This window comes from Cupriavidus sp. MEYA8, assembly GCF_059278825.1.
Genome location: NZ_CM181221.1, coordinates 2,597,031 through 2,610,959, shown reverse-complemented (window position 1 = coordinate 2,610,959; position 13,929 = coordinate 2,597,031). Strand labels below are relative to the sequence as shown.

Sequence of the window (13,929 nt, the reverse complement as noted above, 5' to 3'; positions counted from 1 at the left end):
CCGGCACGGCGGCAAGCCTTAGTGGCTGCCAGCCGGTTCCTGCTGGTCGCGGCGCTTCTGCACCAGGTAGCCGGCACCCAGCACGCCGCCGATGATCAGCACGTACAGGCCCCAGTTGACTACCGGGTTGGCCTCGAAGAAGGCCTTGACCAGCGGCTCGTGCACGATCATCTTGACCGCCGTGAACGCCAGCACGCCCGCGCCCACGTAGATGATGGCCGGGAAGCGCGACATCAGCTTGAGCACCAGGCTCGAGCCCCACACCACGATGGGGATGCTGATCAGCAGGCCCAGCACCACCAGCAGGAAGCTGCCGTGCGCGGCGCCGGCCACGGCCAGCACGTTGTCCACGCCCATCACCGCATCGGCGATGATGATGGTCTTCATCGCGCCCCACAGGGTCGCGGCGCCCGAGCCGTGCCCTTCTTCACCGCCTTCGTCGGAGAGCAGCTTGTAGGCGATCCACACCAGCGCCAGGCCACCGACCAGCAGCAGCCCGGGGATCTTCAGCAGCCAGACCACGCCGATCGTCATGGCCGAACGCACCACCACGGCACCGATGGTGCCCCAGATGATGGCCTTCTTTTGCAGGTGCGGGGGCAGGTTGCGTGCCGCCAGTGCGATCACGATGGCATTGTCGCCGGCCAGCACCAGGTCAATGACGACAATCGACAGCAGCGCCGTCAGGAACTGCATCGTGAACAGATCGGTAAACCACTCCATGAACTCTCCTCAGGGTACAAAACAGCGCAAACGCGCACGCTTAACGTTGGTTCGCCTGGATTCGCGGAGCACGGGGCATGGGGGCGCCTTTGCAAACCATGAAGTCCAGGTTGCAAAGGTCTTGCTCGACCACAAGCGCGGTATGCGCACCGGTGGTCAGCACAACCGGAGACGAAGTCCCGGAATGACGATTGTGCTAAGGGCATCAGCCCCGGAGCTACTCCCCTTTGAGGGTCGCGGGCCACGGAGGCCGCGCTGGGCGGCATTATAAACGAACTGTTGCCGGTGTGGCGCATTAGGGGAGATACCGACTCAAGTTGCGGTGGGTGCTGCATCGTGCCCCTCCCGGCATGCAACGGTGCGCAATCCGCCGGATGCACCTATCCTTGAAGCTCGGTTCCGCCCGATGCGCGCCGGACAGCACAGGAGCGGGTTGCGGAGACCGGCGCGCACGACATGCACAGCGCGACCTTGGGGAATACGCAGTGAAGCAGTGACCATTCGCGACCACACAAGGAAACGTCATGCCGGCTGTCCCGAACCCGCCGAACGCCCCTTCCCAGCACACCCAGCAGACCACTCCCCGCAACCACCACAACGGCCATGCCGTCTCGCCGGCGCCCGGCGCCCAGCCCGCGCTGGTCGCCCTGGCCGACGGCCACGCCCACCGCCCGCCGCCACAGCCCGAGTTCGTGCAGCAGTATTGCGAGGACAGCGGCGCCCTGCGCCGGCAAGTGCTGGCCGGGCTGTGCGCCGAGCCGGCCGCGATCAGTCCCAAGTTCTTCTACGACGTGCTGGGCTCGCGCCTGTTCGAGGCGATCACCGACCTGCCCGAGTACTATCCGACACGCACCGAGGCAGCGATCTTTGCCAGCGCCGCCCCCGCCATCGCGGCACGCGCCGGCAGCGGCTGCGTGCTGGTGGACCTGGGCGCCGGCAATTGCGAGAAGGCCGCGCGCCTGTTCGGCAGCCTGCGGCCGGCACAGTACGTGGCCCTCGATATCTCGGTCGATTTCCTGCGCACGACGCTGTCGGCGCTGCAGCAGCAACATCCCGCCATCCCGATGCTGGGGCTGGGCGCCGACCTGTGCTCGCCGTTCGACCTGCCGCGCAATGTCAGGCGCGGCAGGCGGCTGTTTTTCTACCCGGGCTCGAGCATCGGCAATTTCTCCCCGATGGAAGCGCTGGCGCTATTGCAGCGGCTGCGCGGCGCGGCAGGGCGCGGCGATGGCGTGCTCATCGGCGTCGACCTGCACAAGGATGAGGCGGCGCTGGTGTCCGCCTACGACGATGCGCTGGGCGTCACCGCTGCCTTCAACCGCAATATGCTGCGCAACGTGAACCGGATCGTCGGCACCGACTTCGTGCTGGCAGACTGGCGCCACGTGGCCAGCTTCGACCGCGAGGCGTCGCGCATCCAGATGCACCTGGCGGCATGCCGCGACGTGCGCGTGCAGTGGGAGGGCGGCGCGCGCGAGTTCGGCGCGGGCGAGCGCATCCACACCGAGGATTCGTACAAGTACAAGCCTGACGATTTCGCGCTGCTGCTCGAAGCGGCCGGGTTTGAGGACCCGGTCTGCTGGACCGATCCGCGCGGCTGGTTCGCGGTGTTCCACGCGCGCGGCTGAGCCTGCCGGCCCTGCCCCGGGTTGCCGCCGGGCTGCTCCGGGCAGGGCCGGCAGGTGGTGTCATAATGGCCGCACCGGCGTGCGCTGCAGGCTGCACGCCGGTGCGGCCATTGCCTCCCCACTCCATCTAACTGCGAACTGCGCGGAATTGTCGATGAGCGGCTTTCCCATGCTTCCCGATCTCTATTTCACCGGCGGCAAGGCGGCCTGGTCCGACCCGCGCCGGCTGCCGCGCGAAGGCCTGGCGCAGGCGCTGGTCGAGACGCGCAACCGCACGCTGGCATGGCTGGCACCGTTCGGCCAGACCCGCCGCGCCTGGGACGTGCCGCGCCAGTATGACGCCGACCCGCCGCTATGGACACTGGGCCATGTTGCCTGGCATGCGGAGTGGTGGTGCCTGCGCGGCGTGCGCCAGGTAGACCGCGGCGGCGTGCCGGTGCCGGTGGCGTCCGAGCCCTCGCTGCTCGACGGCGCCGACGAATGGTTCGATCCCGACCGTATCGGCCCGGACGAGCGCTGGGAAGTCACGCTGCCCGACGTGGCCGTGGTCAAGCGCTATGCCGCCGATGTGCTCGACGGCTTGCTGCGCCGGGTGGCATTGCTGCCCGGCGACAGCGACCTGACCCTGTACCCGTACCGCCGCGCGCTGTTCCATGAAGATGGGCAGGGCGAGGGGCTGGCCGCGCTGCTGCAGGCGCTGGGCATGGCGCCCGCGGAATCGGCGCCCGCCACGGGCCTTGCCCGGCCAGCCGGGCAGGGCGGCACGCTGCAGTTCCCGGGCGGGCGCTTCACGCTGGGCTGGAGCGAGGCGGACGGCTTTGCGTGGCCCGACGAACTGCCGCCGCAACCGACCTATGTGCCGGCCTTCGAGATGGATGTCGCGCCGGTCAGCAACGCGCAGTTCCTGGAATTCATCGAAGACGGCGGCTACGAGCGGCCCGCGTGGTGGTCGGCGTCGGGCCGCCAGTGGCTGATGACGCAGGAGCGCTCGTCCCCGCGCTACTGGTCACGCCATCCGGACTCGCGCCAATGGATGGTGGAGCGCTTCGGCACGCTGCGCACGCTCAATCCCGACGAAGCGGTGCGCCACGTGACGCTGTTCGAAGCACAGGCGTGGTGTGTGTGGGCCGGCCGGCGCCTGCCGGCGGAATCGGAATGGGAGCTGGCAGCCACGCAGAACCGCGGGCTGCAATGGGGCGCGTTGCGCGAGTGGACGGCGACGCCGTACGAGCCTTACGCGGGCTTCAACGCGGCGCCGTCGGACGGCGAGTTTGTCGGCCGCTTCAGCACGCACCAGGCGGTGCGCGGCGTATCGTTCGCCAGCCCGTCGCGGCTGCGCCATGCGCGGGCGCGCTGGGCGCTGCTGCCGGAGGATGACCTGGCGTTCGTCGGCTTCCGGACCTGCGCGCTGTAGCGTCTTTCGCGCGCATGCAAAAAGGGCACCCTCGGGTGCCCTTTTTGCTGCCGGTGGCAAGGTGCGCTCAGCGCACCGGCCCATCAACGCTCGTAGCGCGAGCGGCTGTTGCGGTTGCCGCCATTGCCACCGTTGCCACCATAACCGCCGCCAAAGCCGCGGTTGCCGTCACGGTTGCCGAAGCTGCGGCCTTCGCCGTTGCCGCGGTAGCCGCCGCCGTTGCGGTTGTCGTCGCCGAAGCTGCGGGCGCCATCGCGGTTGCCGAAGCCGCCGCGGTTGTCATCGCCGAAGCTGCGGCCGCCTTCGCGGTTGCCGAAGCCACGGGCGCCGTCGTTGCCGCCGCGGTAGCCACCATTGCCGCCCTGGCCACGGTAGCCGCCTTCACGGTTGCCGAAGCCGCCGCGGTTGTCGTCGCCGAACGGGCGCGCGCCTTCCGTGCGGTTGCCGAAGCCGCGGCTTTCGCCGCCGAACTTGCGGTCGCCAAAGCTGCGCTCGCCGCCGTTGCCGCCGAACTTGCGGTCACCGAAGCTGCGTTCGCCGCCACGGTAGCCGCCGCCATTGCCACGGAAATCACCACGGCCGCCCGGCTTGCCGCCGAAGTTCGAGCGCGGCTTGGGCTGGCGGCGCGGCTCCAGGCCTTCGATCACCGAAGCGTCGACGCGCTGGTTGGTAAAGCGCTCGATGCGGCGCCACTGGAACACGTCGCCGTGGTTGACCAGGTTGATGGCGATGCCCGAGCGGCCCGCGCGGCCGGTGCGGCCGATGCGGTGCACGTAGTCCTCGGCCTGCTTGGGCAGGTCGAAGTTCACCACGTGGGTGATGTCGGGCACGTCGATGCCGCGTGCGGCCACGTCGGTGGCCACCAGGATGCGCAGGTTGCCGCGGCGCAGGGCCGTCAGCGTGCGGTTGCGCGCGCCCTGGGTCATGTCGCCGTGCAGCGCGCCGGCGGCAAAGCCGGTGTCGGACAGGCGCTCGGCCAGCGAGTCGGCATCGCGCTTGGTCGCGGTGAAGACGATGGCCTGCTTCAGGCCGACATCGCGCAGCAGGTGGTCAAGCAGGCGCTCCTTGTGCGACATGTCGTCGGTGTAGTGCAGGCGCTGCTCGATATGGCTCTGGTCGGCGCGGGCCGCGGCGATCTCGATGCGTTGCGGATCCTTCAGCTGGCGCGAGGCGAGCTGGGCGATGCGCGCATCCAGCGTGGCCGAGAACATCAGCGTCTGGCGAGAAGCCGGCGTGGCGTTGACGATGGCGTCGATGTCGTCGGCAAAGCCCATGTCGAGCATGCGGTCGGCCTCGTCGAACACCAGCATCTGCAGTGCCGACAGGTCGATGCGGCCGGCGTCGATATGGTCGAGCAGGCGGCCCGGCGTCGCCACCAGGATGTCAGGCATCTTGGACAGCGCGGCCAGCTGCTTGGGGTAGGGCATGCCGCCCAGGATGCTGGCGCAGACGATGCGGCGCAGGTTGCGGCCGTACTTGGCGGCGGCTTCGGTCACCTGCAGCGCCAGTTCGCGCGTCGGGGTCAGCACCAGCAGCGCGGGCTGGGCCGGCGACGGACGGGGGCGCTTGCCCTTCATGCGCTTGGCGGGTTCAGTCGAGCGCTGCGGCGCCGGCATTTCACTGATGCGCTGGATCGCCGGCAGCATGAATGCGGCGGTCTTGCCCGAGCCGGTCTGGCTCGACACCAGCAGGTCGCGGCCGGCCAGGAAGGCGGGAATGGCCTGGGCCTGCACCGGAGTCGGCGTGTTGTAGTTCAGTTCGGAAAGCGCGCGCAGGATGGCCGCGTCGAGGCCAAGCTTGGCAAAGCCGCTTTCGGTCGCAGCGGTTTCAGTGGCGGCCTGGGCTTCGGCTGCCGGGCTGCCGTTGAGCATGGCGTCGAGCTTGTCGAGCGGGCTCTCGATAATCTGGGCAGCGTCGGAAGTGATCGAAGCGTCGGTCGCGGAGGCAATAGCTTGCTCCGCACGAATGTCGTGCTGGGTCATGTCGTAATGATCAAATAAATGCATGGCACCCCGAACGCAGAATGGGGTGGGCGCAGTGCAAAGTCTTAAAAAGGCTTCGGCGCCAATCGGTGAGGCCGTTACGACAGACACAGCTGGCAGTACGGCGGCAGGCAGGGCGTTGGCTGGTTCCGCTGGGCGGTCCGGCCATGTCCCTGGCAGGCAAACAGCTCAGGTTTCAGGCTGTTCAACAGGATCGGAGACGAGGCGACGTCAGGTGAGCGGTGCGTTCTGCTGGGCGGCTGGCGCAAACAACAACTAGGCGTCCGGCAGCGAGGAAACAGAGCTTGGGAGGGCAGCGGATTCGCCGCGGCATTGAGGTGAAGCCGGTGCCGGGCGGTTGGCGGATCTCACAGTTGCGAAACTCACGGCGCGGATTATAGCAGAGTGAGAAAATTTTGTTGCACTGCGAAAACGTAACCAGATATGTCAGCCTGGCGTCACCTGCATGCGCCGCTGGCGACACCCTGGCGCGCCGCAGGCGCCGGCCGGGTTGAAAGGCCGCGGCCCCTGCCTATACTGGAGGCGCGAGCACACAGGATGCCCGCACGGGGCGGACGAAAAACGTTCCCGCTTTGACCTCCTCCAGCGGCATTGCGCCACTGCTAGCGGCAAGCATTGCGGTCATTGCCCCAAGCGCCAGTCTTCCTGCGACTCTCCGGGTGGTCCGGATGGGCGTCCGCTTCATGGGCGGAATCATGGGAAGCCTGCCTGGCAAAGAATGACCGAACTGTTGACCGCGTGACCGAGAAGGTCCGGGCCCGTCCGCAACCAAGCCCGCCAGTGACTGGCGGGCTTTTCATTTGATCGACCGCTTCTCTCTACCCGTTGCCGCCCGCGCTTAGCCGCCCGTCCCCTTGTCTGCAGGTTTTCGGGGCAACCGGCCCAGCGGGACTTCCCGCGGCATCACGTGGCGATTGCCGGGCAGGCCGCCCGGGTAATCGACGATGCGCGCCGGTCCGCTGCGCCGCAGCCCATGCCATCCCTGGCCGCCGGCGGTGCGCCCGCCGCCCAGGATGGCGGTCATGGCCTGCCGGTCGAGATCCACGCTGTCGGACAAATCCTTGATGACGATTACTGCCATGGCTGTCTCCGGTAATGCGGCGCCACGGCCATGCGGCCGCGGGACCGCTTCAGTATAGGCGGCGGCCCGCGGTGCACTCGCGGGCCGGCCGCCGCTCCCCGTATTACCCAGGCGCTCAGACCGCGGCGAAGTTGCCGGCCCATTGCGACGGGTTGACATCGACGCTCACAGGGCCTGCGCCGTGGCCGACGAAGCTGTTGTTGAGCGTGTTGACATTGATGCTCTGCAGCTGGGCGATGTTCTGGTTGACGTTGACGGTCACGTTGGCCAGCGGGCCGACGTTGCCGACACCGCGGGTGAGCCAGGAATTGCCGCCGCGCACGGCGCGCAGCGAGGCACGGTCGAGGTCTTTGCTGACGGCGAGGTCGCGAACGATGATGGATGACATGATGGCGCTCCTTCAGGTGATTCGATGAGGGTTCCGGAGCGGCTGGCGCGGGGCTTGCATATGGCCACCGCGCGCCGCGGCCGTGGCTGGATCAGCCGTAGATGTTGTTGGTGGCGTTCTGGTTGGTGTGCACGTTCGACTTGACGTGATCCAGGAAGGCCGAGCCGTTGCCGTTCAGGTTGGTAACGGTCTGCATCTGTGCGATCGACTGCTTGGCGTCGATGCTGCCGTCGAACGCCAGCTTGATCGGCGCGTAGACGGCGGCGAAGGGCAGGTAGGCGAGGCCGCCGCGCACGGCGTGCATGCGCTTGCTGTCGAGGGTTTCGGCGGCGGACAGGTCTTTGATGGTCAGCGTGGTCATGATGGTCTCCGGGTCTCGGTATGTGTGAGTGGGCAGCTATGGCGCGGGGCTCAGCCGTAGATGTTGTTGGTGGCGTTCTGGTTGGTGTGCACGTTCGACTTGACGTGGTCCAGGAACGCGGAGCCGTTGCCGTTCAGGTTGGTGACAGACTGCATTTGCGCGATTTCCTGCGTGGCGGTGATGCTCTTGTCGATCGACAGCTTCAGCGGCATGTACACCGCGGCGAACGGCATGTAGGTCATGCCGCCGCGCACGGCTTGCATGCCCTTGCGGTCCAGGGTTTCGGCGGAGGACAGGTCCTTGATGGTCAGCGTGGTCATGATGGTCTCCAGTGGCGGAAGGTATTGCGTTTGGGTTTGGATTCGAGCATCGGGTTGGTGTCGCGCTCGGTTGGGATATCGCAGGGAGCGTGCCAGCGCCGCAGCCGGCTGCGCGCGCCGCGCGCAAATGCCTGAAAACAAGGGGTTTTTGACGGGCATGTCGGCTTTCCGGCACCGGTCGTGTGCGCCATTGCGGGCCACTGGATGGCGGTGCCCGGCCAACATGTGTGGCGCCGGTGTTGGCCCCGCAGTGACAGTCGGCGCCGATCGCGGCCGACGAATGCCGGCGCCGCACGCGCACGGCGTTGCGTGCCGGCAGCGCAGCGCAAGCGCACGGATTGCGCATGCCATGGGTGCGCACTAGTATCCATCGAAGACAGGGCAATTTCGCACTGCACACAGCGCGGGCAACCCTGCCCGAAAACCATGTCAGGGCGAGCCGTGGCCAGTCTTAAAGACCTGATCCGAAAGTTCCAGAGCGGCGGACTGTCCGACGACGAATTCGTTGCGTCGTTCGAGACTGCGCTGGCCCAGGACCCCACTTCGCCCAGCCAGGCGGCGCGCGTGGTCATCGAGGAAAACACCCGATTCCCGTTCCCGCCCGCGGTCTATGCCGAAGTGATGCGGCGCATCGAGCGCCGCAGTGCGACCCAGTACGAGGGCGTTACCGAAGCCACGCGCATGGCCACCGGGCCGCAGACAGGTTCGCTCTACGCGACCTCACCCGAGGCCGGCACCTTGCCGCCGGCGGCACATGCCAAGGGCGTGGGCGATACGCTGAACGGCCGCTTCGTGCTGGAAGAGTGCCTGGGCGTGGGCGGCATGGGCACGGTGTACAAGGCGCTCGACCTGCGCAAGCTGGAGGCGTCCGACCGCAAGCCCTATATCGCCATCAAGGTGCTGAACCTGCAGTTCAGCGGCCATCCCAAGTCGCTGATCGCGCTGCAGCGCGAGGCGCGCAAGGCGCAGACGCTGGCGCACCGGAATATCGTTACCGTTTACGACTTCGACCGCGACGGGCCGGTGGTCTTCCTGACCATGGAATACCTGTCGGGCAATTCGCTCAACCACGTGCTGAAGGCGCCCGGCTTCAGCGGCATGCCGATGGCGCGCGCCATGCCCATCATCAACGGCATGGGCAATGCACTGGCCTATGCGCACGAGCGCGGCTTCGTGCACTGCGACTTCAAGCCTGCCAACGTGTTTCTGACCGACAGCGGCGAGGTCAAGGTGATCGACTTCGGCATCGCGCGCGGCTTCCTGCCGCCGGCTGACGAGTCCGACCGCACCGTGTTCGATCCCGGCTCGCTGGGCGGCATGACGCCGGCGTATGCGAGCCCGGAGATGTTCGAGCACCGCGAGCCAGACCCGCGCGACGATATCTACGCGCTGGCCTGCGTGACCTACGAACTGATCACAGGCAAGCACCCGTACCAGCGCATGTCGGCCAACCAGGCGCGCGAGGCGGGCGTCAAGCCGCCGCAGCCCCCGCAGCTCAGCCGCACGCAGTGGAAAACGATGCGCGAGGCACTGTCGCTGAATCGCGCCACGCGCACGCCAACCGTCGCGCGTTTCCTGCATGGCATGAGCGCGGTGCCGATGACCACGCCGTCGCAGCGTTCGCCGATGATGATCGGCGGTGTCGCCGCCGTGCTCGCCGGGGTGTCGGCGATCGGCTACTACGCCTGGCATGCGCAGCGGCAGCCCGCCACGGCGCCGGCCGAGACGCGTGCGGAGGCGCCCCCCACGCAGCCTGTCACACCTCCCGCGCCGCCAGAAGCGCCAGCGCCGGCGCGCCCAGCGGTGTTTTCCATGGCCGAGGTTACCAAGGCGCTCGCCGCCGTGCCGTGTTCGCTGCTCAACGCCAGCGAAAAGGCCCATACGCTGCGCGTGCGCGGCTTCCTGGCCGAAAGCGTGGGGCCGGCGCGCCTGCGCGAGCAGTTGGCGAAGTTGCCCGGCGTGAAGGGCGTGACCGTCGAGACGCAGCCGCTTGCGGATGATAAGTGCGAGGTGGCGAAACTGGTCGCGCCGTACTGGTCAGGCAATCGCGAAGGCGGCACCGCCTCGTCGTTGCGGTTGCGTGGCAAGAGCTCGCAGCTGACCGATGGCTCGCCGCTGGTGCTGGAGCTGCGTACGCCGGCGCAGGAGTCCTATGTCTACGTCGATTACTTCGCGGCCGACGGCAAGGTCGCGCACATGGTGCCCAGCTCGCGGGTGTCCGCCCACCAGGCTCCGGCAGGGCACCAGGCGACGATCGGCGAAGGTGGCGCCTGGGTTGTGTCGGCCCCCTTCGGCACCGAGCTGGTGGTGCTGCTGACGACGCCGGTGCCGCTGTTCGAAGGGCGCCGCACGGAGGTGGAAGGGCAGCAGGATTACCTGCGCGCGCTGGAAAAGCCGCTGGCGCAGATGGCGCGCACTTATGGCAACGACCGCATCAGCGCGGACGTAGTGCAGATCTCGACGCGTGCGCGCTGACGGGCGCACGCGTTGGCTTGCGCTTCACCGACGGGCTTCGTGCGCGCACGCTATTTCATGTCGCGCGCCACGCGGAAGCCGTTCTGCGACTGCCGCACGCTCGGGCTGTACTTGAAGCGCGTGGAAGACACCATGTAGCCGGCCCCTTCGCGCCACGAGCCGCCGCGGATCACGCGCGAGCCGCACGCGTTCTCGTTCCAGGCGCGCCCGTCCGCGGGAGCGCCCTTGTACGAGCTGTGCCAGCAGTCGGCCACCCATTCCCACACGCTGCCGTTGACGTCATGCAGGCCCCACGGGTTGGCGGCGAACGAGCCCACCGGCGCCGGCGCATCGTTGCTCCACGGATCGCCGCAGTCCTTGCAGTTGGCGTTGCCCTTGCGCATCTGGTCGCCCCACCAGAACGCGCTGGCGGTGCCGCCGCGCGCCGCGTATTCCCATTCCGCTTCCGTCGGCAGGCGGTAGGCCTTGCCGGTGGTCTTGCTCAGCCACTCCACGTACTGTTGCGCATCGTCCCAGCTGACATCGCGGACCGGTGAGTTCTTCGCGCTTTCAGCAATGGTCGGCACGCGCTGGCAGCCGCCGGCGTCGACGCAGGCATTCCACTGCTCGACCGTGACTTCGAAGCGGCCGATCGCGAACGGCTGGCCGATGGTGACGTGATGCGGCGGCTTCTCCGCCGGGTCGCTGGCACTGCTGCCCATGGTGAAGCTGCCCGCGGGCAGCGGGATCAGCACCGGGCATGTCGGGCAATCGCGAATTTCGCCGGCGCGGGCTGGCGGTGGCGCAACGCTGATCGAGCCACCGGCCGCGGCGCCGGCCTTGGGTGCTGCCGCTGAGGGCGGAGCAGGGGCCGGCTCGGAACGGGCAGCGGCAGGTGCCGACGCGGCCGGCGCTCGCGAAACCTGCCCGCCCGAGGAAGTGCCGGACCGGGGCGGCGGCGCGGCCTGCTTCTGTGCCTTAGGCGCGGGCGCAGGTGCCGGCGCCGATGCCGAAGCACGCAGCCGCTCGAGCCGTGACTTGGCCAGCACCGCGAAGCGCCCGTTGGGATATTGCTTCAGGTACGCCTCGTAGTCGGCGGCATAGTTGCTGTTCTTGATCGATTCCCAGAAGCTGAGCTCATACTGCTCGTCGGTGTTCTTGGGCAGGATGCCGGCCAGCAGCAGCGTGTCCGTGGACGCAGCGGACGCCGCACCCATGGAAAGTGCGGTGGAGGCGAGAATCCCGGCCATCGCGGCCAGATGCACGACTGGTAGATTGCGCCACATCTTCACACCTCGTCGGACGGCAGCGAACCCGATTGCATGCCGGCACATGCGTTGCGGACGCTTTGTGGTGTTGCCGAGACCTAGACCGGCTTGCTTCAAGATAGCACAGCGCCTGTGTCCCGGGCCAAGCATTGCAAAGCCGCCCCGCTTCGCCGGGGTCGCATTTTCCGGGCTTGCGTCCTAACCTGAATGACGAATCGCCGAGCGCTGGCCAACAAGCAACAAGAATGGGCTGACGGGACAACGTGATCGGGTTTCGGGCAGATCTCCGGGGAGGGCGTATGTCCAGACGATTCCTGTTCCGCCTGGCGGCGGCCGCCGTGTTCGCGGCCGCGCCATCGCTGTCGCTGTCGACAGCCGCGCCACCCAACGCCGAGGCCTACATCATCTGGCCGCACGACGGCACGGTGATCACCGGCGGCAAGTTCTGGGTGCGCATGGGGCTGCGCAACATGGGTGTGTGCCCCAAAGGCATCGAGCTGCCACGCTGCGGCCACCACCACCTGTTGATCGACGTCGAGCTGCCGCCGCTGGATAAGGAGATCCCGAACGACCGGAACCACCTGCACTTCGGCGCGGGCGAGACCGATGCGCGCATCGAACTGCCGCCGGGCAAGCACACTTTGCAACTGCTGATGGGCGACGCCAAGCACATACCGTTCGAGCCGCCGATCTATTCGAAGAAGATCACGATCACCGTGCGCTAGCGTTGCGTGCGGCGTGGCATCGCACGGCCACCACGGGAGAGGGTTATGTCCAGATCCAGACTACTTGCTGCCGCTGCGCTCGCTGCCAGCGTGCTGGTGTCGTTCGCAGCCCAGGGCGGATCCACGCCGGCGCCGCCGAATGCCTATCTCTATATCGGCTGGCCCAATGACGGGCAGGTGATGCCTGCCGGCAAGCCGTTCAAGGTATGGTTTGGATTGCGCAACATGGGGGTGGCGCCAAAGGATGTGAAGTATGCCAACACCGGGCACCACCACTTGCTGATCGACGTCGAGCTGCCGCCAATGGACAAGGAAATCCCGAACGACCGGAACCACCTGCATTTCGGCGCGGGAGAGACTGAAACCATGCTGGAACTGCCGCCCGGCAAGCATACGCTGCAGCTGATCATGGGGGATGACAAGCACATCCCCACAAATCCGCCCGTGTATTCAAAGCGAATCACAATCTACGTAAAGTAAAACGCCCCCCATGTGACCGGCGCGCAGCGCAGCCGAAGGCGTTCCTGCGTTGCCGTCAGCAGCAGGGTACCGGCCCTGCTGTCACAGCACACCCAACACACACCCTCAACGTGTTGGGTCGAACCCACCAGCCAGTGCCCTTCAAAAGCAGCGGCAACCTGAGCCTGAAGGGCAAGGTCGAATAAAAAATCCCTTATTTTCAGGCGTTTACAAAACGCCAACCCCCAGCCGCACCCTCCTGGCACGCTCCCTGCGATATCCCAACCGAGCGCGACACCAACCCGATGCTCGAACCCCAACCCAGGCAACACCATCCTCACCAGGAGCCCATCATGACCACGCTGACCATCAACGACCTGACCACCATCGACACCCTGGACCAGAAGCGCATGCACGCCGTCCGCGGCGGCTTCGCCTATGTCCCGTTCGTCGCCGCCTACATGCCGCTGAAGCTGTCGATCGACAAGAGCATCACCGCCACGCAGGAAATCGCGCAACTGCAGAACGTCACCAACATGAACGGCAACGGTTCGGCGTTCCTGGACCACGTCAAGTCGAACGTGCACACCAACCAGAACGCCACCAACAACATCTACGGCTGAGCCCCGCGCCATAGCTGCCCACGCACCCACGCACACATCGATACCCGGAGAACGATCATGCTGACCATCAAAGACCTGGCCGCCACCGAAACCCTCGACAGCAAGCGCATGCAAGCCGTGCGCGGCGGTCTCGCCTACATGCCCTTCGCGGCGGTCTACGCCCCGATCAAGTTCAAGCTAGACAGCAGCATCACCGCCACGCAGGAAATCGCGCAGATGCAGACCGTCACCAACCTGAATGGCAACGGCTCGGCCTTCCTTGACCATGTCCGTTCGCATGTGGATACCAACCAGAACGCCAGCAACAATATCTATCGTTGAGAAGCTTGTTGAGATGGAGCCGCGCCGCGAGGGTGTCCTCGCGGCGCGCTTCATGTGCCCATCCATGGCCGACTGCATCGGATTTCGCCTGATGCAGATCGGGGTTGGAGCGCGCGCCCGCGCGCACCACAATACAGACAGACCTCCGCGGCCACGGCACG

At 67.0% G+C, this 13,929-nt stretch carries 14 protein-coding genes; 7 read left to right on the top strand and 7 right to left on the bottom strand.

Annotated elements, in window-relative coordinates; all coding sequences use genetic code 11:
- Positions 1 to 18 precede the first annotated feature (18 nt).
- Positions 19 to 723 (bottom strand): TerC family protein, encoded by a 705-nt coding sequence (locus tag AC5WJ1_RS12175; protein ID WP_133093064.1) that lies wholly within the window; start codon positions 721 to 723, stop codon positions 19 to 21.
- Positions 724 to 1,247: 524 nt separating this feature from the next.
- On the opposite strand from AC5WJ1_RS12175, the gene egtD reads away from it, so the two are divergent.
- On the top strand, positions 1,248 to 2,351 hold the full coding sequence (egtD, locus tag AC5WJ1_RS12170; protein WP_195427348.1) for an L-histidine N(alpha)-methyltransferase: 1,104 nt from the start codon (positions 1,248 to 1,250) through the stop codon (positions 2,349 to 2,351).
- Positions 2,352 to 2,505: 154 nt separating this feature from the next.
- Positions 2,506 to 3,765 (top strand): SUMF1/EgtB/PvdO family nonheme iron enzyme, encoded by a 1,260-nt coding sequence (locus tag AC5WJ1_RS12165; RefSeq protein WP_195427349.1) that lies wholly within the window; start codon positions 2,506 to 2,508, stop codon positions 3,763 to 3,765.
- Between the two features lie 83 nt (positions 3,766 to 3,848).
- Here AC5WJ1_RS12165 and AC5WJ1_RS12160 read toward each other — a convergent pair whose 3' ends face one another.
- The 5 genes from AC5WJ1_RS12160 to AC5WJ1_RS12140 form a co-directional block, all read right to left on the bottom strand.
- Positions 3,849 to 5,747 carry a DEAD/DEAH box helicase gene (locus tag AC5WJ1_RS12160; RefSeq protein WP_494476150.1) on the bottom strand — a complete coding sequence of 633 codons (1,899 nt, stop codon included), beginning with the start codon at positions 5,745 to 5,747 and terminating at the stop codon, positions 3,849 to 3,851.
- A gap of 859 nt (positions 5,748 to 6,606) precedes the next feature.
- The gene (locus AC5WJ1_RS12155; RefSeq protein WP_133093060.1) at positions 6,607 to 6,849 is read right to left on the bottom strand and encodes a hypothetical protein; all 243 of its coding nucleotides are present in this window, start codon (positions 6,847 to 6,849) and stop codon (positions 6,607 to 6,609) included.
- Positions 6,850 to 6,964: 115 nt separating this feature from the next.
- Complete coding sequence (locus AC5WJ1_RS12150) at positions 6,965 to 7,237, bottom strand: hypothetical protein (RefSeq protein ID WP_133093059.1); 273 nt, start codon at positions 7,235 to 7,237, stop codon at positions 6,965 to 6,967.
- Positions 7,238 to 7,328: 91 nt separating this feature from the next.
- Positions 7,329 to 7,598, bottom strand: a complete 270-nt coding sequence (locus tag AC5WJ1_RS12145) for a hypothetical protein (RefSeq protein WP_133093058.1) — start codon at positions 7,596 to 7,598, stop codon at positions 7,329 to 7,331.
- 50 nt (positions 7,599 to 7,648) lie between these two features.
- The gene (locus tag AC5WJ1_RS12140) at positions 7,649 to 7,918 is read right to left on the bottom strand and encodes a hypothetical protein (RefSeq protein WP_116320898.1); all 270 of its coding nucleotides are present in this window, start codon (positions 7,916 to 7,918) and stop codon (positions 7,649 to 7,651) included.
- Positions 7,919 to 8,344: 426 nt separating this feature from the next.
- Between AC5WJ1_RS12140 and AC5WJ1_RS12135 the strand changes: the two genes are divergently transcribed.
- A complete protein-coding gene (locus AC5WJ1_RS12135; protein WP_135705609.1) occupies positions 8,345 to 10,393 on the top strand; it encodes a protein kinase domain-containing protein in 2,049 nt (682 codons plus the stop codon).
- 50 nt (positions 10,394 to 10,443) lie between these two features.
- On the opposite strand, the gene AC5WJ1_RS12130 is transcribed toward AC5WJ1_RS12135, so the two are convergent.
- Entirely contained in the window at positions 10,444 to 11,094 is a 651-nt protein-coding gene (locus tag AC5WJ1_RS12130) for a formylglycine-generating enzyme family protein (RefSeq protein ID WP_494476540.1), read from the bottom strand.
- 845 nt (positions 11,095 to 11,939) lie between these two features.
- Here AC5WJ1_RS12130 and AC5WJ1_RS12125 point away from each other — a divergent pair.
- The 4 genes from AC5WJ1_RS12125 (at position 11,940) to AC5WJ1_RS12110 (ending at position 13,768) form a co-directional block, all read left to right on the top strand.
- Positions 11,940 to 12,365, top strand: coding sequence for a DUF4399 domain-containing protein (locus tag AC5WJ1_RS12125; protein WP_133093055.1), 426 nt, complete (start codon positions 11,940 to 11,942; stop codon positions 12,363 to 12,365).
- Positions 12,366 to 12,410: 45 nt separating this feature from the next.
- Entirely contained in the window at positions 12,411 to 12,845 is a 435-nt protein-coding gene (locus AC5WJ1_RS12120; protein ID WP_133093054.1) for a DUF4399 domain-containing protein, read from the top strand.
- A 332-nt stretch (positions 12,846 to 13,177) separates the two neighbouring features.
- Positions 13,178 to 13,447, top strand: a complete 270-nt coding sequence (locus AC5WJ1_RS12115) for a hypothetical protein (protein WP_133093053.1) — start codon at positions 13,178 to 13,180, stop codon at positions 13,445 to 13,447.
- 57 nt (positions 13,448 to 13,504) lie between these two features.
- Entirely contained in the window at positions 13,505 to 13,768 is a 264-nt protein-coding gene (locus AC5WJ1_RS12110) for a hypothetical protein (protein WP_133093052.1), read from the top strand.
- Positions 13,769 to 13,929: the final 161 nt, after the last annotated feature.